Here is a 21,011-nt window from a genome sequence, read left to right as displayed (position 1 = left end):
TGCTTGCAACTTCGGTCCCTGTGACCCTTCCCTCAGGTTACACGAAGCGCGTCCTCAGACAAATCGCGATAAGGGCCTTCCCTTTTTTGAAAACGTTGCTATAATCTCACTTCTGCGTGCGGCTGTAGCTCAGTTGGATAGAGTACTTGGCTACGAACCAAGGGGTCGTGGGTTCGAATCCTGCCAGCCGCGCCAACTTTCTCGAGTTTTGCTCAAGCAATACCAGTGCAAATCTCAGGTAGTACACTGCAGTAAGTAGTATCGTTTTAGCGTGCGGCTGTAGCTCAGTTGGATAGAGTACTTGGCTACGAACCAAGGGGTCGTGGGTTCGAATCCTGCCAGCCGCGCCACCTTTCGAAGGGCCTTCCTGATTCAGGAAGGCCCTTTGTCTTTGTGGCGCCTCGTTAGCGTGGCTAGCGCGGCTCCGTTCCGATATCGCCGATCTGCGCATCCGGGCGCGGCAAGTCCTCCACGTCGCCGATCGCACTCGGCTCCCCCACCAGTGTCATGCTCGCGCCCAGCACGGCCTGCGGCTGACGCAGCATCTCCTCCACCGTGTCGCCAAAGCGGCTCTTCACGAACGCTCGCAGCAGCGCCTCGCGTGTCGTTGCGCCATGCGCCTCCACTTTACGGTGGGCGCCCTCGAACTGGGCCACGCAGCGCGCCGGCTCGTTGCCATGCCGCTCGCTCAGCTCGACGCGCTGGGTGCGATCGAGCACGACGCCGGCAGCCTCCCACGATGTGGATGGCTCGAAGCGCCCGTCCCACGGACGGCCACGGTCGTTGCCGCGCACCGCGACGGTCTCGCCGCTATCGGTGAAATAGATCTCCCGCACGAAGTCCGGCAGGCTGCGCGCCACCCAGTAGTCGAGCGCGAGGCCGGTCAAGTCAGCTACGTTCATTGCGTGCCCTCGCTTTCCGGTTGAAAGGGGTTCGTGGGGTCGCCACAGGCGCGGCGCACAGGGGCAGCGCCGGACGGCCGCAGAAGATCGGGCCGGGAAAGAACGACAAGGCGGACGACACAGCAAACGGCCGCACAGCCCCGTAGAGCCGATGCACCATCGCGTCACGCAACCAGAGCGTTGCGAAGCAGCGGCCCGCTCAGGGGCCGCCCGTGCCGTCAATAATCGGCGCGCTCGCGCTCGATGCGCATGCCACCCTCGTGGCGATGGTGCCCTTCGTCGCTGGGACGCTCGCGCGTGATGCGCATGACGTCCGGATTCGTGCGCACGCGACGCATGACGTTCGCGAGATGCACGCGGTCGCTCACCTGGATCACGAAGCGCAGCATGTTGGACTCCTGCGCGAGGTCGTCGTCCATGGCGATGTGCACGATGTTGGCGTCGGCGGACGTGATGTCGGCGGCCACGCGGGCAAATACGCCCTTCGTGTTCTTCACGAGCACCTTCACGGCGACGTCGAACAGACGCCCCGGCTGCGGCGCCCACGCCACGTCGATCCAGCGGCCCGGATCGCGCCGGTGGATGCGCTGCGCCACGCGGCAGTCGGTGGTATGGATCGCCATGCCGAGGCCGATGCCGATATAACCCATGATGTCGTCGCCCGGAATCGGGCGGCAGCAGGCCGAGAGCTGCACCGACATGCCTTCGGTGCCGGTGATGACCACGGGCGGCGCATGCGGCGCGTTCGGGTCGCGCGGCGAATGGTGATGATCGTCGTCGTCGGCGTCCTGGCCGCTCATCAGCACTTCGATGCGCTTGGCCATGACCGCCGCCACGCGCCGGCCGAGGCCGATGTCCGCGAAGATCTCCTGGCGGTTCTTGTTGCCGGTCCACTGGACCAGCTTCTCCCACACTTCCGGCGAGACCTCCGCAAGCTGGTAGCCATAGCCCTTGAGCGCCTGATCGACGAGGCGCTCGCCAAGCTGCACCGACTCCGTGAGCCGCATCGTCTTCAGATAGTGACGGATGGCCGAGCGCGCCTTGCCGGTGCGCACGAAGCCGAGCCATGCCGGATTCGGCTTGGAATACGGCGCGGTGATCACTTCGACGATGTCGCCGCTCTTCAATTCCGTGCGCAGCGGCAGCAACTCGTTGTTGATCTTCACGGCGACGCACTGGTTGCCCAGGTCGCTATGAATCGAATACGCAAAGTCGAGCGCCGTGGCGCCGCGCGGCAGCGCCATGATCTTCGACTTCGGCGTGAAGACATAGACCGCGTCCGGGAACAGGTCGATCTTGACGTGCTCGAGGAATTCGCTGGAGTCGCCCACCTCGCTCTGGATGTCGAGCAGCGACTTGAGCCACTGATGCGCGCGCTTCTGGACGTCGTTGAGATCGGCGCCGCCGTTCTTGTAGAGCCAGTGCGCCGCCACGCCCGCTTCGGCAATCTCGTGCATCTTGCGCGTGCGCACCTGGAACTCGATGGGCGCGCCGAACGGGCCCACCAGCGTGGTGTGCAGGGACTGATAGCCGTTCACCTTCGGAATGGCGATGTAGTCCTTGAACTTGCCCGGCACAGGCTTGTAGAGCGCATGGAGCGCGCCGATGCAGGTGTAGCACTCGAGCGGCGACTCGACCACCACGCGAAAACCGTACACGTCGAGCACCTGCGAGAACGACAGTTGCTTGTCGCGCATCTTCTTGTAGATGCTGAAGATGGTTTTCTCGCGGCCGGTGACTTCGGCGTCGAGCTTCGCATCGGCAATGGCGCGCTGCACCGACTCCAGAATCTTGCTCACGACCTCGCGGCGATTGCCGCGCGCGGCCTTCACCGCCTTTTCGAGCGTGGCGTAGCGATTCGGATTGAAGTTCGCGAAGCTCAGGTCCTGCAGCTCGCGATAGGTATTGTTCAGGCCCAGGCGGTGCGCGATGGGCGCGTAGATGTCGATGGTCTCGCGCGCCACACGGCGGCGCTTCTCGGGCGGCACCGCGCCGAGCGTGCGCATGTTGTGCAGCCGGTCGGCGAGCTTCACGAGGATCACGCGCACGTCGCGCGCCATCGCGAGCAGCATCTTGCGGAAGTTCTCCGCCTGCGCTTCCTCGCGGTTGCGAAACTCCATCTTGTCGAGTTTCGACAGGCCGTCGACCAGTTCCGCGACCTTCGCGCCGAAGCGCTCGGCGAGCTCCGCCTTGGTCACGCCCTGGTCTTCCATCACGTCGTGCAGGAGCGCAGCCTGGATCGACTGGGCGTCGAGCTTCCAGCCGGCGCAAATCTCCGCAACGGCGACGGGATGGGTGATATAGGGTTCGCCGCTCTGACGATATTGCCCGAGGTGGGCTTCGTCGCTGAAATGAAACGCCGCTTTGACTTCCTTGATTTCCTCGGGCGTGAGGTAACCGGAAAGCGCAGCGGTCAGATTGGCGATGGAGACGACACCGTGCTTGCGAGGCTGCTCCGGTGTTGCGGTCGGCCCGAACAGATGGCGAAACGACTGTTCGAGAACCGCGTCGATGTAATTGCGCGCAGGGCTCGCAGTCTCGGCTTCCTGGTCCACCTCGGTGGCCGGCGAGGGCGTGGTGCTCATGTTCCCCTCCGTATCAGGTCAGGCCTTGACAGTTGGCGCGCGGCGTACGACGCCCGGCACGAATTACATGACAAATGGGTACTACACAAGGTACAGCGTAGTACAAGGGACCGCCGTTAGACGGGCACCTTTTTCAGCATTTCCAGACCGACCTGGCCGGCCGCGATCTCGCGCAGCGCGACGACGGTAGGCTTGTCGCGGCTTTCGATCTTCGGCGTGTGACCTTGGGCGAGCTGGCGTGCGCGATACGTCGCTGCGAGCGCCAATTCGAAGCGGTTCGGAATTTGTTTCAGACAATCTTCGACGGTGATGCGGGCCATGTCGGGTTCCTTCTCATTCTCAGCAGGTTCTTATTCTACCTTATGTGCCCGATGCGCCGGGCTGCGGCTGGTGGATGCCGAGCTGCACGAACAGCTCGGTGTGCCGCGCGTATTGCGACGCGAAACGCAGACGCGTTGCGTTCACGATGTTGCGCAGCTCCTGCAGCGCGCGATCGAAGTTTTCGTTGATCACGACATACTCCGCTTCGCTTGCGTGCGCCATCTCGCTACCCGCTGCAAGCAGGCGTCGCGTGATGACGTTGGGCTCGTCTTCGCCACGCTTTTTCAGGCGTTCCGCGAGTGCATCGAGCGACGGCGGCAGGATGAAAATTTCCACTGCGTTGCGAAACTGCTTCTTCACCTGCTGCGCGCCTTGCCAGTCGATTTCGAGCAGCACGTCATGGCCGATCTTCATCTGGTCTTCGATCCACACGCGCGACGTGGCGTAGTAGTTGCCATGCACTTCCGCGCTTTCGAGGAACTCGCCCTCGGCATGACGCGAGAGAAAATCGTCGACGCTCGTGAAGTGATAGTGCTCGCCGTCGCGCTCTTTCGAACGCGGCGCGCGCGTGGTGTACGAGATCGACAAACGGATCGCGCTGTCTTCGTCGAGCAGCGCGTTCACGAGCGTGGACTTGCCCGCGCCCGAGGGCGCGACCACCATGAAAAGATTGCCCGGATAGACGCCTGCGTACGGATTGCGCGGCTTCGTTTCGGCCTTGCTGCCGCTATGGCTGCTGTGGCCGCTGTGGCTGCTGGTCTGGTCGGTCATGTTCGTTGCTTCCTGAGTTGCTGCTTGAGTTGCGACCTGTGCTGCGTTGCTTCGAACGTGCGGCGCACATGGTTCACCATGAGTTGATCATGCACGCCGCGCGCTGTTCTTATTCGAGGTTCTGCACCTGCTCGCGCATTTGCTCGATGAGCAGCTTGAGCGTCATCGAGGAGTCGGCGAGTTCCTTCGCTGCGGCCTTCGAACCGAGCGTGTTCGCCTCGCGATTGAGCTCCTGCATCATGAAGTCCAGACGCTTGCCCACGCGCCCGCCCTTCTCGATCACATGACGCGTCTCGCCCAGATGCGCGGTGAGGCGCGAGAGCTCTTCGGCGATGTCGATGCGGATGCCGTACATCGTCACTTCCTGGCGGATGCGCTCGGCGATCTCTTCACGCGAAATATTGCCGATATTGCCGTTGCCGTTCGCGCTTTCCGGCGCGGCGATGCCGAGCGCTTCCTGCAGCCGCTCGACGATCTTCTGCTGATGCTTGACGATCAAGTCCGGCACGAGCGGCGTGATCTTCGCGACGATCGCCTCCATTTCCGTGACGTTCGCGAGCAGCATGTTGGCAAGCTGCGCACCCTCGCGCGCACGCACGTCGATCAGGTCGGCGATAGCCTGCTTGCCGCAGCTGAGCACCGCGTCGCGCAGCACCTCGGGCGCCACGCCGCTTTCCGCCAGCACGCCGGGCCAACGCAGGATCTCGCCGGTGCGCAGGCGGCCCGACTCGGGGAACGCCTCGAGCACGGCGCGCTCGAGCGTCGCGAGCTGATCGAGCGCATCGCGGTTGAGCGCGCCCGCGTTGGCGGCCTGCTCGCTCTTCTGGATGTTGATGCGGATATCGACCTTGCCGCGCGAGAGCTTCGTCATCAGCATTTCGCGCAACGTGGGCTCGCACACGCGCACGTCTTCGGGCATGCGGAAGTTCAGATCGAGAAAGCGCGAATTCACGGTGCGCAGTTCGACGGAGACACTGGCGCCGCCCGTGCCCGATGCCGCTACGAGCTCGCGCGTGGCGCTGGCATAGCCGGTCATGCTGTAAATCATGGTTCGTCTCGCGATAAAGCCATGGCGGCGCGCTTCGTGCAAAGCGCGGGTCACGGCAAGAGAAGTCGAGGCGCCCGGCGTGGTGTCGTGCTTGCGATGACGCGGGGCGGAGAAACCGTATTATCCCATTTTTGGAAACGCCACCGCCGCGCACGCCTGGCGCCACGACCGGCGCTACGCTCGCGCCCCAGTAAGCGCGCATCGCCCGCCGCGCGAAGGCGGTAAAATTGCGTTTCCCCTTCCTGCTTCGTGCCCTCGCGCACACCCGACGATGACCCAATCCATCCAGCGCCCCTCCGGCCGCGCCGCCGACCAGCTTCGCGACGTCCGCATCACCCGCCACTACACGAAGCACGCCGAAGGTTCGGTGCTCGTCGAATTCGGCGACACCAAGGTGCTGTGCACGGCAAGCGTCTCCGAAAGCGTGCCGCCGTTCCTGCGCGACAAGGGCCAGGGCTGGCTCACCGCCGAATACGGCATGCTGCCGCGCGCCACACACACGCGCAGCGACCGCGAAGCCGCGCGCGGCAAGCAGACCGGCCGCACTCAGGAAATCCAGCGCCTGATCGGCCGCGCCATGCGCGCCGTGTTCGACCTCGAACTGCTCGGCGCGCGCACCATCAATCTCGACTGCGACGTGCTGCAGGCCGACGGCGGCACGCGCACGGCGAGCATCACGGGCGCGTTCGTGGCGGCGCACGACGCCGTCACGAAGCTGCTTGCGACGGGCCGCATCGAGCGCTCGCCGATCACCGACTACGTGGCGGCGATCTCGGTGGGCGTCTACGAAGGCGTGCCGGTGCTCGATCTCGACTATGACGAAGACTCGCAATGCGACACCGACATGAACGTCGTCATGACGGGCTCGGGCGGCATGGTCGAAGTGCAAGGCACCGCCGAAGGCGCACCGTTCTCGCGCAATGAATTGAACGCGCTGCTGGATCTCGCGCAAGGCGGCATTGCTGCGCTGATCGAAAAACAGAAGGCCGCGCTGGGGATCGCGCATGGCTAATTCGCCTGATACCGGCGCCGCCGCGCTGGGCGGCAATCCGCCGGGCGCCGCCGCGCTTTCGCGTGTCGTGCTCGCCTCGAACAACGCTGGCAAGCTGCGCGAGTTCGCTGCACTACTAGGCGCAGCGGGCATCGAGCTCGTGCCGCAAGGTGCGTTGAACGTGCCCGAAGCCGAGGAGCCGCACGTCACGTTCGTCGAGAACGCGCTCGCCAAGGCGCGCCATGCGGCGAAGCTTACGGGCCTGCCCGCCCTCGCCGACGATTCGGGCCTGTGCGTGCGCGCGTTGCGCGGCGCGCCGGGCGTCTATTCGGCGCGCTACGCGCAGCTTGCGGGCGGCGAGAAAAGCGACGCGGCAAACAACGCGCTGCTGGTCGAAAACCTCAAGGCACACGCCGACCACCGCGCCTACTACTACTGCGTGCTGGCGCTCGTGCGCCACGCCGACGACCCCGAGCCGCTGATCGCCGAAGGCCGCTGGCATGGCGTGGTGCTCGACGCGCCGCGCGGCGAGAACGGCTTCGGCTATGACCCGTACTTCTACATTCCCGGCCTCGAGGCCACGGCCGCCGAGCTCGATCCGGCGCTGAAGAACGCTTCGAGCCATCGTGCGATCGCCTTGCGGCAACTGCTCGCGCGGCTGGAGGAGGTAGCGTGAGCCAGCAGCATCGAACCGGCATCGACGTGGTCCAGTCGTTCACGATGCCAGGCAGCATCCGCCTCACCTCGCTGCCGCCGCTGTCGCTCTACGTGCACTTCCCGTGGTGCGTGCGCAAGTGTCCGTACTGCGATTTCAACTCGCATGAATGGAAGGGCGAGCGCTTTCCCGAAGACGACTACCTCGACGCGCTGCGCGCCGACCTCGAACAGGCACTGCCGCTCGTCTGGGGCCGCCAGGTGCACACGGTGTTCATCGGCGGGGGCACGCCCAGCCTGCTCTCGGCGGCGGGGCTCGATCGCCTGCTCTCCGATGTGCGCGCGTTGCTGCCGCTCGACGCCGACGCTGAAATCACGCTCGAAGCGAACCCCGGCACCTTCGAAGCAGCGAAGTTCGCGCAGTTTCGCGCGAGCGGCGTGAACCGCCTCTCGGTGGGCATCCAGAGCTTCAACGAAACGCATCTGAAGGCGCTCGGGCGCATTCACGACGCCACTCAGGCGCGCCATGCCGTGGAGGTCGCGGCCAATACCTTCGACAACTTCAATCTCGACCTGATGTTCGCGCTCCCGCAGCAGACGCTCGCGCAATGCCAGGCCGATATCGAAACGGCGCTGTCGTACGCACCGCCGCATCTGTCGCTCTATCACCTCACGCTCGAACCGAACACGCTGTTCGCGAAGTTCCCGCCCGCCGTGCCCGACGACGACCTGTCGGCGGACATGCAGGAGTGGATCCACGCGCGCACGACCGAGGCGGGCTTCGGGCGTTACGAAGTGTCGGCGTACGCGCAGCCGAACCGGCAGAGCCGCCACAACCTCAACTACTGGCGTTTCGGCGATTACCTGGGCATTGGCGCGGGCGCGCACTCGAAGCTGTCGTTCCCGAACCGCATCGTGCGCCAGATGCGTTACAAGCATCCAGCCACATTCATCGAAGAGGCCCGCGCGGGCAAGCCGATCCAGGAAGAACACGAAGTGAGCGCGCGCGATCTGCCGTTCGAGTTCATGCTCAACGCGCTGCGGCTCGTGGAAGGCTTCCCGGTGCATCGCTTCATGGAGCGCACGGGGCTGCCGATGACGACGATCGAACCCGCGCTGCAGGAAGCGGAAAAGCGTGGCCTGATCGCACGCGACTACGAGAAGATCGTGCCCACGGAGCTAGGCCAGCGCTTTCTCAACGACTTGCAGGAGCTGTTTCTCAAAGAGCCGGCCTGATGCTCAAATCGAGATGATTCGGGGGCTGCCGGCGCACGAGCGTTTCGGGTTACAATGCGCGGCTCCGGAGGTGTGGCAGAGTGGTTGAATGCACCGGTCTTGAAAACCGGCGAAGGGGTAACCCTTCCGTGAGTTCGAATCTCACCGCCTCCGCCAGCGCAACGCCCCATTCGCGTCCTGCCCGCAGAAGTTCGACAAAGCAGCGCATCCCAAACAAGCGCTCAGGCCAGCCGAAAAGGCCGCCATCCCTGCTTTCCTCACCGCCTGAAGATCCCCCATTCGACACGCTCGGCCAGTGGCACAGGCGTATCGGCGCATCGTGACGGCATATCGTCTCCGGCGCCGAATTAGCTTGCCAAATTTAGGGGTCGCATACACATATGCTGCCACATATCGTGCCAGCTATAAGGCAAATACCTAGGTACAAACCCTAGTGTTGCGGTACAATCCCGTGCATTAAGGGGATTCATCATGCCGCACCGCTTCCAACTGCTTGAAAAATTCGCATTTTCGATCGTCGTTCTGCTTGCCGTCATGTGCTCGAGCTACATCGCCTGGGAAAGCTCGCCCAATCTGCGCGATAACCTCGAGGTCGGCAAAGAGCTCTTCATGAAGAGCGGCCAGTACTCGTACGCCTGCGCCACCGTGGCCGCAGATCCGTGCGCGCAGTTCCCTGTCGAATAAGCGCTCGATACGCCTCTCCTGTCGTTTGCCTCGCGCGGCCAGCTCCCTGGCGGCCATGATCACGCACCCGGATTCACGACGCGGGTGACTGCGGATTGAAACCCCACGCGTTTCGACTAAGCTCGAATCTGGTTTCGCATTCGAGCCTGCTCGCCATGCTCATCCGCGTCCGTCCGCGCAGCGGCCTTGCAGCCGTGAGCGCTCCCGGCAAAACATCCGCCTGCAAACGCCTGTTGCAGCGCTTCGTCCCGTTCTTGCTGCTCGCCCTCGCGAGCGCCTGCACGATCACACCGCCGCCACGGCCGCTGCTGGTCATCCCGCCTCAGGCAATCAACAGCGCCGCACTCGACGACTATCGCGCCGCCGTCGCGAAGCGCATCGTCGAGCGCAATCCGTCCTATGTGCTGCAGGGCACGCCGCAAGCCATGCTGCGCTCGCTCGTGGTGGTCTCATTCACGGTCAATCGCGACGGGCAGATCACGAAATCGTCGGTCTACCGCTCCAATGGCGACTACGACGCCGAAGCCACCGCGCTCGTCACGCTGCGCCGCTCGGCGCCGTTGCCCCCGCCGCCGACGCATCTGCTCAACTCCATCGGCCAGATCGAACTGTTCGAAGACTGGCTCTTCAACGACAACGGCAAGTTCCAGTTGCGCACGCTCGCCTCGCCGCAAGCGCAGAACTTCAACTGAGGCCCGTAGCGTCACGCCTTGCAAGGCCCGCGCGCCGGGCTTGCTGGAGCCTTGCTGCGCGTTGCGCACGGTCGTTATAATTTTTCGCTATCCCCCGCCGGCATTTGACCGGCCACGCACATTGCCTGGCGCCACCCGCGCCGCGCCAATGCGCTGCCCGAGCGCCGCACGGCCACCGCTCGTGCCCGCTCGTGCCCGCTCGTGCTTATCCGCGCGCGCCCCGCCGGTTTCCGCGTCGCGCACACAGCCGGTGCTGCGCGACGCATACTGACGAATCGTTGCCTGCGCAAAGATGCCGCCAGGGCATACGCGGACGGCGCGCCGCTGGTGCGCCCGGGACCTGAGGCCACTCGGCCATGGCGCCAGTCCGCCGGGCTTCGAATCCTGAACAGGGACGCCTGCGCCGCATTTCGTGCCCCATGCTGCGCGTCAGTGCGCGTTACAACAATTGGAGACCCATCGATGTCCACTTCTCCCATTTCGCCCGCGAGCGCCGATCAGGCGAACGCAGCGAAGCAGCAAAGCACCGCGCGCGTGATCTTCGCGAGCTTCATCGGCACCGCGATCGAGTTCTACGACTTCTATGTGTACGCAACGGCCGCCGCGCTAGTGATCGGCCCCGTGTTTTTCCCGCACGGCTCGGCCACGGCCCAGGCGCTCTCCGCGTTCGTGACGTTCGGCATCGCGTTCGTCGCGCGGCCGATCGGCTCGTTCATCTTCGGCCATTTCGGCGACCGCATCGGCCGCAAATCGACGCTCGTCGCCTCGCTGCTCGTGATGGGTGTTTCCACCACGCTGATCGGCTTCGTGCCCGGCTATGACGCGATCGGCAGCCTCGCGCCGATTCTGCTGTGCGTGCTGCGCTTCGGCCAGGGCATCGGTCTCGGCGGCGAATGGGGCGGCGCGGCATTGCTCGCGACCGAATACGCGCCGCAAGGCAAGCGCGGCTGGTTCGGCATGTTTCCGCAACTCGGGCCCTCGGTGGGCTTTCTCGCTTCGAACGGCCTGTTCTTCGGCCTTGCCTCCACGCTCTCCGACCAGCAGTTCCGCGACTGGGGCTGGCGCGTGCCATTCATCGTCTCGGCGGTGCTCGTCGCGCTGGGCCTCTATGTGCGCCTGAAGATTGCCGAAACGCCCGCGTTCAAGGCCGCCATCGAGCGCGAGGAGCGCGTGCGCGTGCCGGTCGCAGCGCTCCTCTCGAAGCACTGGCGGCCGACGCTGCTCGGTGCGCTCGCGATGGTGGTCTGCTACACGCTGTTCTACAACGCAACCGTGTTCTCGCTTTCGCACGGCGTGAGCGCCTTGCATATCCCGCGCCCGACGTTCCTCGGCATGCTCTGCATTGCGGTGGTGTTCATGGGCATCGCCACGCCGATCTCGGCCTGGCTCTCCGACCGCTTCGGCCGCAAGCCTGTGCTGATCGTCGGCTGCATTGCGGCCATCCTCTCGGGCTTCACGATGCAGCCGCTGCTCGGCAGCGGCTCGCTGCCGCTCGTGCTGCTGTTCCTCGTGATCGAGCTGTTCCTGATGGGCGCCACCTTCGCGCCGATGGGCGCCCTGCTGCCCGAGCTCTTCCCCACGAGCGTGCGCTATACCGGCGCGGGTGTCGCGTACAACCTCGGTGGCATCCTGGGCGCATCGGTGGCGCCGTACATTGCGCAGGTGCTCGCCGCGCACGGCGGCCTCTCGTGGGTCGGCGCGTATGTGTCGATCGCGGCCGGCGTGAGCCTCTTCGGCGTCCTGTGCATGCGCGAGACGCGTCACACGTCGCTGACCTGAAAGACAGCGCTGAACTGCGGGGATGAACGGCGCCGTTCAATCGCGGCGCGCATACGCAGCGCAGTCATTCACCCAGGTGTGCCGGGCCATGTGCGCCCGGCAACGCACCGGCAATAAAAAAGCGGAGTCCGCGAGGCGGATTCCGCTTTTTTGTTCGCGAGCGAGACCAGCGTGCCTATACTCGAATGGACGAAGTCCGCGTCTGTCTGCCAGCGAGGTCAACGATGAGCCTGCATCTGAGCAACGCCGATATCGTGCTGATGATCGCACTCGCGCTGGGTATCTCACTCGTCCTGGCCTTCCGCCTGCGCACGGCAAGCTGGCGCTCAGTCGTGCTGGAGGCGTTGCTTGCCAATGCCGCGGCCATCGCGGCGGTGGTCGCTGTCGAGCTGCTGCTCGCCTGAGCGCACCGCCGCGCCCCACGGGAGCCTCATCAATAGTAATAGCCGTGGTGGTAGCCTCCGCCGTAATAGCCACCCGCCGGCACCACGACGCACCCGCCCAGCGCCGCTGCGAGCAATGCACCTGCAATCAGGGTACGCGTCAATCGTTTCACTTCGTTCTCCCGTCGAGTCAATATCTGTTGTCCGGCTTTGCCCTGCATGGACCATGCGGGCTGCGGACGCTTTGGATTGAACACGACGGCGAGCGTCTGAGGCGTTGCAATTTGTAAGTAGCGGTGTGGCCAGTGTTACAGGCTGCGCAACACCTCGCAGGCAGACGCGCTGCCGGCGCGCTGTCGGCGCGCGGCGCTCCACGCAACGGCGACACTTTTAACAACTATGTAATGGAAAACAGCGGGAAAACAGCGGGCAAGCAGCGGGAGAACGGGGAGAAAGCGGCGCCCCGAGAAGGACGCCGCGAAGTGAGCGCGCGTGGCAGAGATCAGGCTGCGGTAGCGAGCGGCCCCTTCGCCGCGCCGCCGCCGTCGCGCGCGGGATAGACGCGATCGACGGCATCGAGCGCGACCGCAACCGGCGGCACGTGGTGGCCGTCGCCGACCGAAATCGAGCGGTTGGGCGCACGCACGCCAAGATGCTCCGCGTCGGTTGCGACGAAGATCATCACGGTGGGCTTGAGCAGCGCGTGGCCGAGATGCACGAAGCCCGTGTCGGTGCCCACCACGAGCGCGCAGTCTTCGATGCGTTGCGCGACCTGCGAGACCGTGAGGCGCGGCAGCACCGTCGCACTGGGCACGAGCGCTGCGATCTCGCGCGCCGTGGCGTGCTCGGCATCCGAGCCCCACGGCAATTCGATGCGCAGGCCGCGTGCAATGAGTGCGTGGCACAGTTCGCCCCAATGCTCGACGGGCCACTTCTTCTCTTCCTTCGAGGTGGCGTGGAAGATCAGCGCCGTGGGCGCGTCGGGCGCGGGCAGCGCCGTGCCGTCGCGCGGAATGCGCATCTGGAAGTCGGGCGGAGTGTCGACCTTATAGCCCAGCGCCTCGCCCGTGCTGATGCGCATGCCCAGCCACGCATCGCACTTCGGACGCGGGCCGAAGCGGCCGTTATAGGCAAAAGCTGCGCCGCGCTCGCCGAGATCCTGCGCGAGGTAGCCGAAACGACGCCGCCCGCGCGCGATAAACGCGATGATCGCGCTCTTGTAGACACCGTGGATATCGACGATCGCGTCGTAGCGCTCGGCGCGCAACTCGGAGATGGACGCCCAGATCGCCTTGAAGTCGCTCCAGCGGCGCGCTTTCTTGAAGCGGCGCAGTGGCGCGCAGAGCACACGGTCGACGCCGGCATTCCAGCGCACGATATCGGCGAACGACTCGTCGGAGGCCCAGTCGACCTTCACGCCGGGGAATGCGCGCTGGACATCGGCCACGACCGGAAGCGCCTCGACGATATCGCCGAGCGAGGTCACTTTGACAATCAAAACTCGTTTCATTGTGCTGCGGACCTGCGAGGCCCGATTTCCTTGATTTGCCTGAATTTTTCCCGAGATTTTAACGGAGCGCGAAGCGGCTCAGAGGACAAATTGCGGAGCCATGCGCAATTCATCGAACCCTTCTTTATGTGATCCGGCACCTGATGCGGGGCTCAGAGACACTGAATCCGCCACGCAGATGAATCCGACAGCGCCCGCTCACGCCGCTACAATGATTCCTTTGCGCCCCGAATAGATCCATGCGGACCGTGAATCCGGACATTATTTCGCTGCTCGTACGCCGTGCGCGGCGTTTGTGGCGGCAGTACGGCGTGCTGTGGCTCGGCGCGATCGCGGTCGGCCTCGTCGCGGTGTTTTACGCGCGCCTCATCGACTGGGGCTACAACGCGTTTCTGCGCGTGCAGCATCAGCACGTCTGGTTGCCGCTCATCGTCACGCCCGCCGTCGCCGCCGCCGCCGTGTGGCTCACCCGCACGTTCTTTCGCGGCGCCGAAGGCAGCGGGATTCCGCAGGTGATCGCCACGCTGCACACGAAAACCGGCGAAACAGGCTCGCGCCTGCTCACGCTGCGCATCCTCGTGGGCAAGATCGCCATCTCGTTCCTCGGCATTCTCGGCGGTTTCACGATCGGCCGCGAAGGGCCGACGGTGCAAGTGGGCGCGGCGTTGATGTTCAACATGCGCCGCTTCTACCCGCGCTCGAACGCGCTCATCGAGCGCAAGCTCGTGCTCGCCGGTGCAGCCGCGGGGCTGTCCGCGGCGTTCAACACGCCGCTCGCGGGCATCGTATTCGCCATCGAGGAGCTCACGCGCAGCTTCGAGGCGCGCGCAAGCGGCGTGGTCATCACGTCGATCATCATCGCCGGCGTGATCGCGCTCGGCCTGAACGGTAACTACACGTACTTCGGCACGATCCAGATCGGCACGCACTTCCCCGATCTGCTCGCAGTGGCCGTGATCATCACCGCACTCGTCACCGGCATCGCGGGCGGCGTCTTTGCCTGGTTGCTGCTCAACACACAGCGCTGGATTCCGGCACCGCTGCGCAAGCTGCATGGCGAGCGCCCCATCGCGTTCGCCGCCCTTTGCGGGCTCGCCATCGCGCTGATCGGCCTCGTCTCGGGCGGCACGACGTTCGGCAGCGGCTACGCCGAAGCGCGCGGCCTGCTCGACTCTCGCGAGCATCTGTCGGTCGCGTATCCGTTCCTCAAGATGGCCTCGATGGTCGGCTCCTACCTGCCGGGCATTCCGGGTGGCATCTTCGCGCCTTCGCTGTCGATTGGCGCGGGCTTCGGCAACGTGCTGCACATGCTCTTCAGCAATATGCAACTGCCGATGCTCATCGCGCTTGCGATGGTCGGCTATCTCGCGGCGGTCACGCAGTCGCCCATCACCTCGTTCGTGATCGTCATGGAGATGATCGACGGCCACGCGCTCGTGATCTCGCTGATGGCCACCGCGCTGATCGCGAGCCGCGTCTCACGCATCTTTGCGCCGCCGCTCTACGAGACGCTCTCGCTGCGTTACGCGCAGCCGGCCATGGCGGCCGCCAGCGCGGCACAGTCCGCAGACGCACAGACCGCTGCGCCCGAGGCCCAAGCGGCAAACGACGCCAGCGTCGCAGCCGGCACCCCCGTGACGATGCAGGCACTGGACGCCGCGCCGGGAAACGACAAGCCCGGCCACACCGCCGCGGACGAAACCGCTGAGCGCTGATGTGCGCCGGGCTTGGCGCGCCGTGAAGCGGCGCGCGGCGTTGGCGTGACGTCAATAGATCACGACGGGGCCGGGCCGCGCATACATGGGCCGCGCCGGCACGACGATGCAGCCGGCCAGCATGAGCGCGAGCGCCGCGGCAGCAAGCAGTTTTTTGCTCATAGTGTTTCTCTCCTGGACCCGGGTTGGCGCATCAACGGCCGGCTCACGCTGCCCAGTGACCTTCGATCCAGCGCCAGTTCGGACCGTGCGCGACCCAGTGGCCCGGCACCCAGTGATAGCCGACACGCTCGGCCTGCCAGTGGCCCGCAATCCACACGTAGTGGCCGTGATCCCAGCGCCAGTGGCCCTTGTCCCACACATAGCCGACGCGCGGCGCCGGCACGACTTCGACGCGCTCGGGCGGCGGCGCGCTCGGCGCGACGACGATGACTTCTTGCGCGAGTGCAGGCGCCGCGACGGCGCAAGCGCCCGCGACGACAATGGCGGCCTTGGCAACGAGCAGGCGGATGGAGTTGTTCATGTAAATCTCCCCTTCGAGTTGGACGCCGAATGTGGCGTTACCCGATCAATGCGCGAGCACGCGTCTGCGCTGACAACGGCGTTGTTACCGCGGGGGGTGAAGTGAAACCGAATATTTCGCCACGCCAGGTGGCACGCAAACGCTCATGTGAAACGCGCGCGCATCATGCACATCACGCAGGGCGCGAACGCGCCAACACGTGCGAAGCGCACGCCTGCACGCAAAGCGATGGCATTGCGGTGGGAATATTGAGATGCGCGCGGCGCACAAGCGCGCCGCGCGCATCGGGTGCATCAGGCCTGCGGAATCTCGATCTTGACCTCGAGCACTTCGAGGTCGTCCTGGCGTTCGAGGCTCACGCGGATGTCGTCGTCGGAGATCTTCACGTACTTCGAGATCACCGCGACCAGCTCGCGTTGCAGGGCCGGCAGATAATCGGCGGGCGGATGACCGCCTGCACGCTCGTGAGCGATGATGAGCTGCAGGCGTTCCTTCGCTACCGAGGCGGACTTCTTCTTCTCGCCGAGAAAAAACGAAAGAAACGACATGACGTTCGCCTCCCTTACTTGCTACCGAAGAGGCGCTGCAGGAGCCCCGGCTTCTGGTAATCGGTGAAACGAAGCGTTTTGTCTTCGCCGAGAAAGCGCGACACCACGTCCTTGTACGACTCGGCGACATCGGTGCCGTCGAGGTGGACTGCGGGCAGGCCCTGGTTCGATGCATGCAGCACCGCTTCTGATTCCGGGATCACGCCGATCAGCTCGATGCGCAGGATCTCCGAAATGTCCGACAGCGAGAGCATTTCGCCTTCGCTCACGCGCTTGGGGTTGTAGCGCGTAATCAGCAAGTGCTCCTTGATCGGATCCTTGCCTTCGATCGCACGCTTGGTCTTCGACGACAGCATGCCGAGGATACGGTCCGAGTCGCGCACGGAAGACACTTCCGGGTTCGTCACGATGAGCGCTTCGTCGGCGAAGTGCATCGCGAGCAGCGCGCCCGATTCGATGCCGGCCGGCGAATCGCAGATGATGAATTCGAAGTCCATCTTGCGCAGATCTTCGATCACCTTCTCCACGCCTTCCCTCGTGAGCGCGTCCTTGTCGCGCGTTTGCGAGGCCGGCAGGATGAACAGGTTCTCGCACTTCTTGTCCTTGATGAGCGCCTGATTGAGGTTCGCCTCACCCTGGATCACGTTGATCAGGTCATACACGACGCGGCGCTCGCAACCCATGATGAGGTCGAGATTGCGCAGACCCACGTCGAAATCGATGACCGCGGTCTTGTGGCCACGCAACGCGAGGCCCGATGCGAAACTCGCGCTCGTGGTCGTTTTACCGACGCCACCCTTGCCCGAAGTCACCACAATGATTTTTGCCATTCCCTTACCTTGCGTTCGTCAGTTTCTCTGTTTGGTCTCATCGCGTGCCGCTCGCGCTCGCGTGTTGCTCACGCTCGCGCGGCACTCAGGTGAGCTTCAACGGTTCGATCAAGAGTCTCTCTTCGTCGAGCCGGATTTGCGCCGGCTTGCCCTTTACCTCGGCGGCGAGTGGAACTTCAGCGGTACGGTAGATCCCCGCAATCGAAATCAGTTCCGCCTCGAGGCTCGTACAGAAAATGCGTGCGTCGTGATTGCCGTGCACGCCCGCGAGCGCGCGGCCGCGCAACGGCGCGTAAATATGGATGTTGCCTTCGGCGATCACTTCCGCCCCGTTGGACACCATGCCGAGCACCACGAGGTCGCCCTTCGCATAGATGCGCTGGCCCGAGCGCAGCGGCCGGTCGATCACGAGCGTCGGCTCCGTGCTCGTCAGGCGCGGCGCGATGCTGCCCGCTTCGCCCTCCGCGCCCGCGATGGCGCTGTCCGCCTCCGGGGCGTCCTGGGCAAAGAGTTCCGGCTGCACGGCAGAAGCGCCCGAGGGCGCTGCAGCAGCGTCGCTCGCCTTCGCACCTGCATTTGCGCCAGTATCGGCAGACTGCGCCGGCGCAGCGGTGTTCGAAGCGTTGACAGTGGCGTCGGCTTCTTGCGCGGCAGGCGGCGCGTCGCCGCCTGCGCCGGCCACGCCGCCAGCCCCGCTTGCACCGTTAGCACCGCTTGCACCGCTTGCACCGTTAGCGACGCGCTTGTCGCGCGCTTCGAGAAACGGCAGGCCCGCAACGGCTGCCCAGTCGTGCTGGGCGGGCTGAGCGACCACGCCCACGGGGCGCATGCGCACGCTTTCGAGCAGGCGCGCGATGTCGGCGAGCGGGACCTGCTCGCCCTCAGCGAGGCGCCGCACGTCGATGGCCACCGTGTCGTTGGCGAAAAATTCGGGCGTCGCCTCGAAACGCCGCGTAAGCTCGGCGCGCATCGCATCGAGTTCAGTCGTTTTAACCACGAACAGAAGCGTATCGACTGAACCGCTCTTCAGTTCAAAATATGGCGATTTCTTGGGCGACATGGCGATCGGCGAAAAATTTTGCGTATTTTACAGGCGTCGACGCACGTGGCCATTATTTTTAATGGCTCAAAATGCTGCGACATAGGGAACGATGCAAAGACGGCGGGGGATGCCGGCGCATGACGTGCGGTCCACACGTCATGGCGTGAAAAGCAAGGGAATGGGACGCTGGACAGGTGCTCCGTTATTGGGCCGACATGCTCTTGGGCGCAAGCGCGACGTCACGCACGAGGAGCGTTTCCCACTGCTCAGGCGTTTGCGCACTGCGCGCGTGGTCGCCGGTGGCGACGAAGCCTAGCCGCTCATAGAAGCGCATGGCGGTAATGTTGTTATCGGTCACCCAGGCGTAGACCTGCGCGGCGCCTTCGCTCACGAGCCACTCGATGGCCGCATTGACGAGCAGTTCGCCGCCGCGCAGATGCCGCACCGCCGGCGCCACCCACAATGCGAACACGAACGCGCGGCGTGCCGGCGCGTTCTCGAAGTTCGCACCGATCAGGCCGGCAGGATGACCCTCTGTGTAGAGGATGAACGAGGTGGCGGCATGCGAGTCCGCGTGACGCGCAGCGGCGGCGTCAAAAACGGCTGCATCGGCGGACAGCGCATCTTCGAGCGAGTCGCCGAACGCATAAGGCGCGTCGCGCAACGAAGCGGTTCGAAGCTCGCGGAGCACGGCACCCTGATCGGCAGCGATACGGCGAACGGTCAGTGACGGACTCATGCAGTCGTAAACCCCAATAAAGCACTAACGCGTAGCTTTAACCGAACTGGCCAGAGAGTCAAATCCTTATTTAACAAAATTGCCCCGCAAACGCCACACACACGGCCTTGACAGGCTGCCCGACGGCCCGCACAACCCCGGCGCACAGCGGCCCTCACGGAGCCTCGTACGCGCCGGTGCCATCCGGCCAGGGCGTGAGCAGTTCGTAGCCGTCGTCGGTGACCGCCACCATGTGCTCCCATTGCGCGGAGAGCGAGCGGTCCTTCGTCACCACCGTCCAGCCGTCGCGCTGCACCGCCGTGCCGGCGCGGCCCGCGTTCACCATCGGCTCGATCGTGAAGACCATGCCCGGCTTCAGGCGCACGCCCTGCCCCGGCTGGCCGTAGTGGAGCACCTGCGGCTCCTCGTGATAGACCTTGCCGATGCCGTGGCCGCAGTACTCGCGCACGATCGAAAAGCCATCGGCCTGGGCGCGCCGCTGGATCGCATGGCCCACGTCGCCGAGCGTAGCGCCGGGCTTCACCTGGCGGATGCCGGCGAGCATCGCCTCGTAAGTCGTGTCGATGAGATGACGCCCGACCGTGCTCGCGGTGCCCACGGTGTACATGCGGCTGGTGTCCCCGAAATAGCCGTCCTTGATCACGGCCACGTCGATGTTGATGATGTCGCCGTCCTTGAGGACCTCGTTGCGGTTCGGAATGCCGTGGCACACCACCGAGTTGACCGAGGTGCAGATCGTCTTCGGAAAGCCGAGGTAGCCGACGTTGGCCGGCACCGCCTTGAGCGTGTTGACGATATAGTCGTTGCAGATCGCGTCGAGATCGTCGGTGGAGACGCCGGGCTTGACGTGTTCGCCGATCATGGCGAGCACGTCGGCGGCAAGCCGGCCGGAAATGCGCAGACGCGCGAGGTCGTCGGCAGATTTGTAGGTGATAGCCATCTGTGAACGATAAGTGAGCGCGACGGCGCGCGAGGCGCCTCGCAGCGAATTCAAGGGAGCTGCGTCGAAGGCCTCATTGTACCGGTGCATCCGACCCGTCCGGCCTGCGCTGATTCGGATCCGTCCGATTGTCCGCGCGCAAGCCGCCCTTAAGAATGAGAAATATCTTTCAACGACGTGAGCGGAACGCCTGACCATGACCCAGCCTGACCCCACTCCGGGCGCCGTGCCCGGCGCGCAATCGAACGCCCAGCTCAACGTTCTGATCGCGCTGCCCACCTACGACAATTCGGTGCATTTCGACTTCGCGATGGCGCTGGCCCGCCTGATGGAGACCTTCAAGGAGCGCGGCGTACGCTTCGAGTACATCCACACGGCTTCGTCGCACATCATCCGCGCACGCAATTTCTTCGCGAATTATTTCCTGAGCCATACCGAGTACACCCATGTCCTGTTTCTCGACACGGATATGGACTTCTCGCGCGAAGCGGTCCCGCGTCTCATCGCCGGCAACAAGCCGGTGGCGGGCATCGCCTGCCCGTACCGGTTCTTCGATGTGGAAAGGCAGATCACGAGCGAGGATGTGGGCCTCTCCCTGCGCGAATGGCAGGAAAAGACGGTGGACTACAACACGGCGATCCGCACCGACGAGCAAGGCAGCAGCACGGTCAGCAACGGCTGGGTCGAAGTCAACCACATCGGCACGGGTATCTTCCTCATCCGGCGCGATGCGCTCGAGGCGCTCGTGCCAGTCACGCAGCGCTACCGGCCGCCCGCGCAATACGCGCCCTACCTGCCCGACGGCAACTTTTACGCGTTCTTCGACACAGTCGGGGAAAAAGGCGTCTATCTCTCGGAGGATCTGTCGTTCTGCCAGCGCGTGCGCGGCGTGGGAATGTCGGTGTGGGCGCTCATCGACGAGAAGATCGTGCACCACGGCACCTCGGCGATTTCGGGCACTTTCCTGCGCTCGCTGGAGCGGCGCGGGCATACGGGGAAATAGGCGCGAACAGGACCGGCCTGGCCGGAACGCTCGCGTGAGCGGATCCGGCGCGTGCTCTTCATGCCACCGAAAAGCAAAAACCCCTACAGCCGTTAAGCATGCAGGGGTTTTCTGA

General features: G+C 64.6%; 22 protein-coding genes and 3 tRNA genes. 12 read left to right on the top strand and 13 right to left on the bottom strand.

All coding sequences use genetic code 11. The features are described from left to right. Positions 1-118 precede the first annotated feature (118 nt). A tRNA-Arg gene (locus tag EYW47_RS09385) sits at positions 119-195 on the top strand. A 78-nt stretch (positions 196-273) separates the two neighbouring features. Next, positions 274-350: transfer RNA gene (locus tag EYW47_RS09380), tRNA-Arg, on the top strand. Between the two features lie 63 nt (positions 351-413). Here EYW47_RS09380 and EYW47_RS09375 read toward each other — a convergent pair. From EYW47_RS09375 to EYW47_RS09355, 5 genes are all read right to left on the bottom strand, one after another. Next, positions 414-902: a phage protein NinX family protein gene (locus EYW47_RS09375; protein ID WP_133194580.1), complete on the bottom strand. Its 489-nt coding sequence runs from the start codon at positions 900-902 to the stop codon at positions 414-416. A gap of 218 nt (positions 903-1,120) precedes the next feature. Next, positions 1,121-3,487, bottom strand: a complete 2,367-nt coding sequence (locus EYW47_RS09370; protein ID WP_133194579.1) for a RelA/SpoT family protein — start codon at positions 3,485-3,487, stop codon at positions 1,121-1,123. 116 nt (positions 3,488-3,603) lie between these two features. Further along, on the bottom strand, positions 3,604-3,807 hold the full coding sequence (gene rpoZ, locus EYW47_RS09365) for a DNA-directed RNA polymerase subunit omega (RefSeq protein WP_006400783.1): 204 nt from the start codon (positions 3,805-3,807) through the stop codon (positions 3,604-3,606). Positions 3,808-3,847: 40 nt separating this feature from the next. Further along, entirely contained in the window at positions 3,848-4,579 is a 732-nt protein-coding gene (gene gmk / locus EYW47_RS09360; protein ID WP_133194578.1) for a guanylate kinase, read from the bottom strand. Between the two features lie 109 nt (positions 4,580-4,688). Further along, the gene (locus tag EYW47_RS09355; RefSeq protein ID WP_133194577.1) at positions 4,689-5,627 is read right to left on the bottom strand and encodes a YicC/YloC family endoribonuclease; all 939 of its coding nucleotides are present in this window, start codon (positions 5,625-5,627) and stop codon (positions 4,689-4,691) included. Between the two features lie 271 nt (positions 5,628-5,898). Here EYW47_RS09355 and rph point away from each other — a divergent pair, with 271 nt between their 5' ends. The 8 genes from rph (at position 5,899) to EYW47_RS09315 (ending at position 12,067) form a co-directional block, all read left to right on the top strand. After that, positions 5,899-6,639 (top strand): ribonuclease PH, encoded by a 741-nt coding sequence (gene rph / locus EYW47_RS09350; RefSeq protein WP_133194576.1) that lies wholly within the window; start codon positions 5,899-5,901, stop codon positions 6,637-6,639. Continuing rightward, the gene (rdgB, locus tag EYW47_RS09345; RefSeq protein WP_133194575.1) at positions 6,632-7,294 is read left to right on the top strand and encodes an RdgB/HAM1 family non-canonical purine NTP pyrophosphatase; all 663 of its coding nucleotides are present in this window, start codon (positions 6,632-6,634) and stop codon (positions 7,292-7,294) included. Before rph ends, rdgB begins: the two co-directional genes overlap by 8 nt. Positions 7,295-7,338: 44 nt before the next feature. Continuing rightward, on the top strand, positions 7,339-8,508 hold the full coding sequence (hemW, locus tag EYW47_RS09340) for a radical SAM family heme chaperone HemW (protein ID WP_377784923.1): 1,170 nt from the start codon (positions 7,339-7,341) through the stop codon (positions 8,506-8,508). 66 nt (positions 8,509-8,574) lie between these two features. After that, positions 8,575-8,664: transfer RNA gene (locus EYW47_RS09335), tRNA-Ser, on the top strand. Between the two features lie 315 nt (positions 8,665-8,979). Then, positions 8,980-9,192 carry a hypothetical protein gene (locus tag EYW47_RS09330; protein WP_133194573.1) on the top strand — a complete coding sequence of 71 codons (213 nt, stop codon included), beginning with the start codon at positions 8,980-8,982 and terminating at the stop codon, positions 9,190-9,192. A gap of 155 nt (positions 9,193-9,347) precedes the next feature. After that, entirely contained in the window at positions 9,348-9,884 is a 537-nt protein-coding gene (locus EYW47_RS09325; RefSeq protein ID WP_133194572.1) for an energy transducer TonB family protein, read from the top strand. Between the two features lie 462 nt (positions 9,885-10,346). After that, a complete protein-coding gene (locus tag EYW47_RS09320; RefSeq protein ID WP_133194571.1) occupies positions 10,347-11,663 on the top strand; it encodes an MFS transporter in 1,317 nt (438 codons plus the stop codon). A 224-nt stretch (positions 11,664-11,887) separates the two neighbouring features. Beyond that, positions 11,888-12,067, top strand: a complete 180-nt coding sequence (locus tag EYW47_RS09315) for a hypothetical protein (RefSeq protein WP_133194570.1) — start codon at positions 11,888-11,890, stop codon at positions 12,065-12,067. 29 nt (positions 12,068-12,096) lie between these two features. On the opposite strand, the gene EYW47_RS42415 is transcribed toward EYW47_RS09315, so the two are convergent. Continuing rightward, positions 12,097-12,219 carry a hypothetical protein gene (locus EYW47_RS42415; RefSeq protein WP_276322936.1) on the bottom strand — a complete coding sequence of 41 codons (123 nt, stop codon included), beginning with the start codon at positions 12,217-12,219 and terminating at the stop codon, positions 12,097-12,099. A gap of 329 nt (positions 12,220-12,548) precedes the next feature. Beyond that, the gene (gene waaC, locus EYW47_RS09310) at positions 12,549-13,556 is read right to left on the bottom strand and encodes a lipopolysaccharide heptosyltransferase I (protein WP_133194569.1); all 1,008 of its coding nucleotides are present in this window, start codon (positions 13,554-13,556) and stop codon (positions 12,549-12,551) included. Between the two features lie 239 nt (positions 13,557-13,795). Between waaC and EYW47_RS09305 the strand changes: the two genes are divergently transcribed. Then, complete coding sequence (locus EYW47_RS09305) at positions 13,796-15,271, top strand: chloride channel protein (RefSeq protein WP_133194568.1); 1,476 nt, start codon at positions 13,796-13,798, stop codon at positions 15,269-15,271. Between the two features lie 205 nt (positions 15,272-15,476). Here the strand turns inward: EYW47_RS09305 and EYW47_RS09300 are convergent, their stop codons facing one another. The 6 genes from EYW47_RS09300 to map form a co-directional block, all read right to left on the bottom strand. Then, a complete protein-coding gene (locus EYW47_RS09300) occupies positions 15,477-15,794 on the bottom strand; it encodes a YXWGXW repeat-containing protein (RefSeq protein ID WP_133194567.1) in 318 nt (105 codons plus the stop codon). Between the two features lie 293 nt (positions 15,795-16,087). After that, positions 16,088-16,342, bottom strand: coding sequence for a cell division topological specificity factor MinE (gene minE, locus EYW47_RS09295; protein ID WP_028215841.1), 255 nt, complete (start codon positions 16,340-16,342; stop codon positions 16,088-16,090). 14 nt (positions 16,343-16,356) lie between these two features. Then, the gene (gene minD / locus EYW47_RS09290; protein ID WP_133194566.1) at positions 16,357-17,172 is read right to left on the bottom strand and encodes a septum site-determining protein MinD; all 816 of its coding nucleotides are present in this window, start codon (positions 17,170-17,172) and stop codon (positions 16,357-16,359) included. 85 nt (positions 17,173-17,257) lie between these two features. Next, positions 17,258-18,232: a septum site-determining protein MinC gene (gene minC, locus EYW47_RS09285; RefSeq protein WP_133194565.1), complete on the bottom strand. Its 975-nt coding sequence runs from the start codon at positions 18,230-18,232 to the stop codon at positions 17,258-17,260. A gap of 184 nt (positions 18,233-18,416) precedes the next feature. Next, entirely contained in the window at positions 18,417-18,953 is a 537-nt protein-coding gene (locus tag EYW47_RS09280; protein WP_133194564.1) for a GNAT family N-acetyltransferase, read from the bottom strand. A 154-nt stretch (positions 18,954-19,107) separates the two neighbouring features. Beyond that, complete coding sequence (gene map, locus EYW47_RS09275; protein WP_133194766.1) at positions 19,108-19,893, bottom strand: type I methionyl aminopeptidase; 786 nt, start codon at positions 19,891-19,893, stop codon at positions 19,108-19,110. Between the two features lie 196 nt (positions 19,894-20,089). Between map and EYW47_RS09270 the strand changes: the two genes are divergently transcribed. Further along, positions 20,090-20,896 (top strand): hypothetical protein, encoded by an 807-nt coding sequence (locus EYW47_RS09270; RefSeq protein ID WP_133194563.1) that lies wholly within the window; start codon positions 20,090-20,092, stop codon positions 20,894-20,896. Positions 20,897-21,011 lie beyond the last annotated feature (115 nt).

The organism is Paraburkholderia silviterrae, assembly GCF_004353915.1.
GTDB lineage: Bacteria > Pseudomonadota > Gammaproteobacteria > Burkholderiales > Burkholderiaceae > Paraburkholderia > Paraburkholderia silviterrae.
Note: the sequence above shows the minus strand (reverse complement) of the source record. Positions and strands in the feature narration are given on the sequence as shown.

Bases quoted from the DNA above. Each gene is read 5' to 3' on its own strand.
- EYW47_RS09375 (WP_133194580.1), bottom strand. From the start codon at position 902: ATGAACGTAGCTGACTTGACCGGCCTCGCGCTCGACTACTGGGTGGCG.
- EYW47_RS09370 (WP_133194579.1), bottom strand. From the start codon at position 3,487: ATGAGCACCACGCCCTCGCCGGCCACCGAGGTGGACCAGGAAGCCGAG.
- rpoZ (WP_006400783.1), bottom strand. From the start codon at position 3,807: ATGGCCCGCATCACCGTCGAAGATTGTCTGAAACAAATTCCGAACCGC.
- gmk (WP_133194578.1), bottom strand. From the start codon at position 4,579: ATGACCGACCAGACCAGCAGCCACAGCGGCCACAGCAGCCATAGCGGC.
- EYW47_RS09355 (WP_133194577.1), bottom strand. From the start codon at position 5,627: ATGATTTACAGCATGACCGGCTATGCCAGCGCCACGCGCGAGCTCGTA.
- rph (WP_133194576.1), top strand. From the start codon at position 5,899: ATGACCCAATCCATCCAGCGCCCCTCCGGCCGCGCCGCCGACCAGCTT.
- rdgB (WP_133194575.1), top strand. From the start codon at position 6,632: ATGGCTAATTCGCCTGATACCGGCGCCGCCGCGCTGGGCGGCAATCCG.
- hemW (WP_377784923.1), top strand. From the start codon at position 7,339: ATGCCAGGCAGCATCCGCCTCACCTCGCTGCCGCCGCTGTCGCTCTAC.
- EYW47_RS09330 (WP_133194573.1), top strand. From the start codon at position 8,980: ATGCCGCACCGCTTCCAACTGCTTGAAAAATTCGCATTTTCGATCGTC.
- EYW47_RS09325 (WP_133194572.1), top strand. From the start codon at position 9,348: ATGCTCATCCGCGTCCGTCCGCGCAGCGGCCTTGCAGCCGTGAGCGCT.
- EYW47_RS09320 (WP_133194571.1), top strand. From the start codon at position 10,347: ATGTCCACTTCTCCCATTTCGCCCGCGAGCGCCGATCAGGCGAACGCA.
- EYW47_RS09315 (WP_133194570.1), top strand. From the start codon at position 11,888: ATGAGCCTGCATCTGAGCAACGCCGATATCGTGCTGATGATCGCACTC.
- waaC (WP_133194569.1), bottom strand. From the start codon at position 13,556: ATGAAACGAGTTTTGATTGTCAAAGTGACCTCGCTCGGCGATATCGTC.
- EYW47_RS09305 (WP_133194568.1), top strand. From the start codon at position 13,796: ATGCGGACCGTGAATCCGGACATTATTTCGCTGCTCGTACGCCGTGCG.
- EYW47_RS09300 (WP_133194567.1), bottom strand. From the start codon at position 15,794: ATGAACAACTCCATCCGCCTGCTCGTTGCCAAGGCCGCCATTGTCGTC.
- minE (WP_028215841.1), bottom strand. From the start codon at position 16,342: ATGTCGTTTCTTTCGTTTTTTCTCGGCGAGAAGAAGAAGTCCGCCTCG.
- minD (WP_133194566.1), bottom strand. From the start codon at position 17,172: ATGGCAAAAATCATTGTGGTGACTTCGGGCAAGGGTGGCGTCGGTAAA.
- minC (WP_133194565.1), bottom strand. From the start codon at position 18,232: ATGTCGCCCAAGAAATCGCCATATTTTGAACTGAAGAGCGGTTCAGTC.
- EYW47_RS09280 (WP_133194564.1), bottom strand. From the start codon at position 18,953: ATGAGTCCGTCACTGACCGTTCGCCGTATCGCTGCCGATCAGGGTGCC.
- map (WP_133194766.1), bottom strand. From the start codon at position 19,893: ATGGCTATCACCTACAAATCTGCCGACGACCTCGCGCGTCTGCGCATT.
- EYW47_RS09270 (WP_133194563.1), top strand. From the start codon at position 20,090: ATGACCCAGCCTGACCCCACTCCGGGCGCCGTGCCCGGCGCGCAATCG.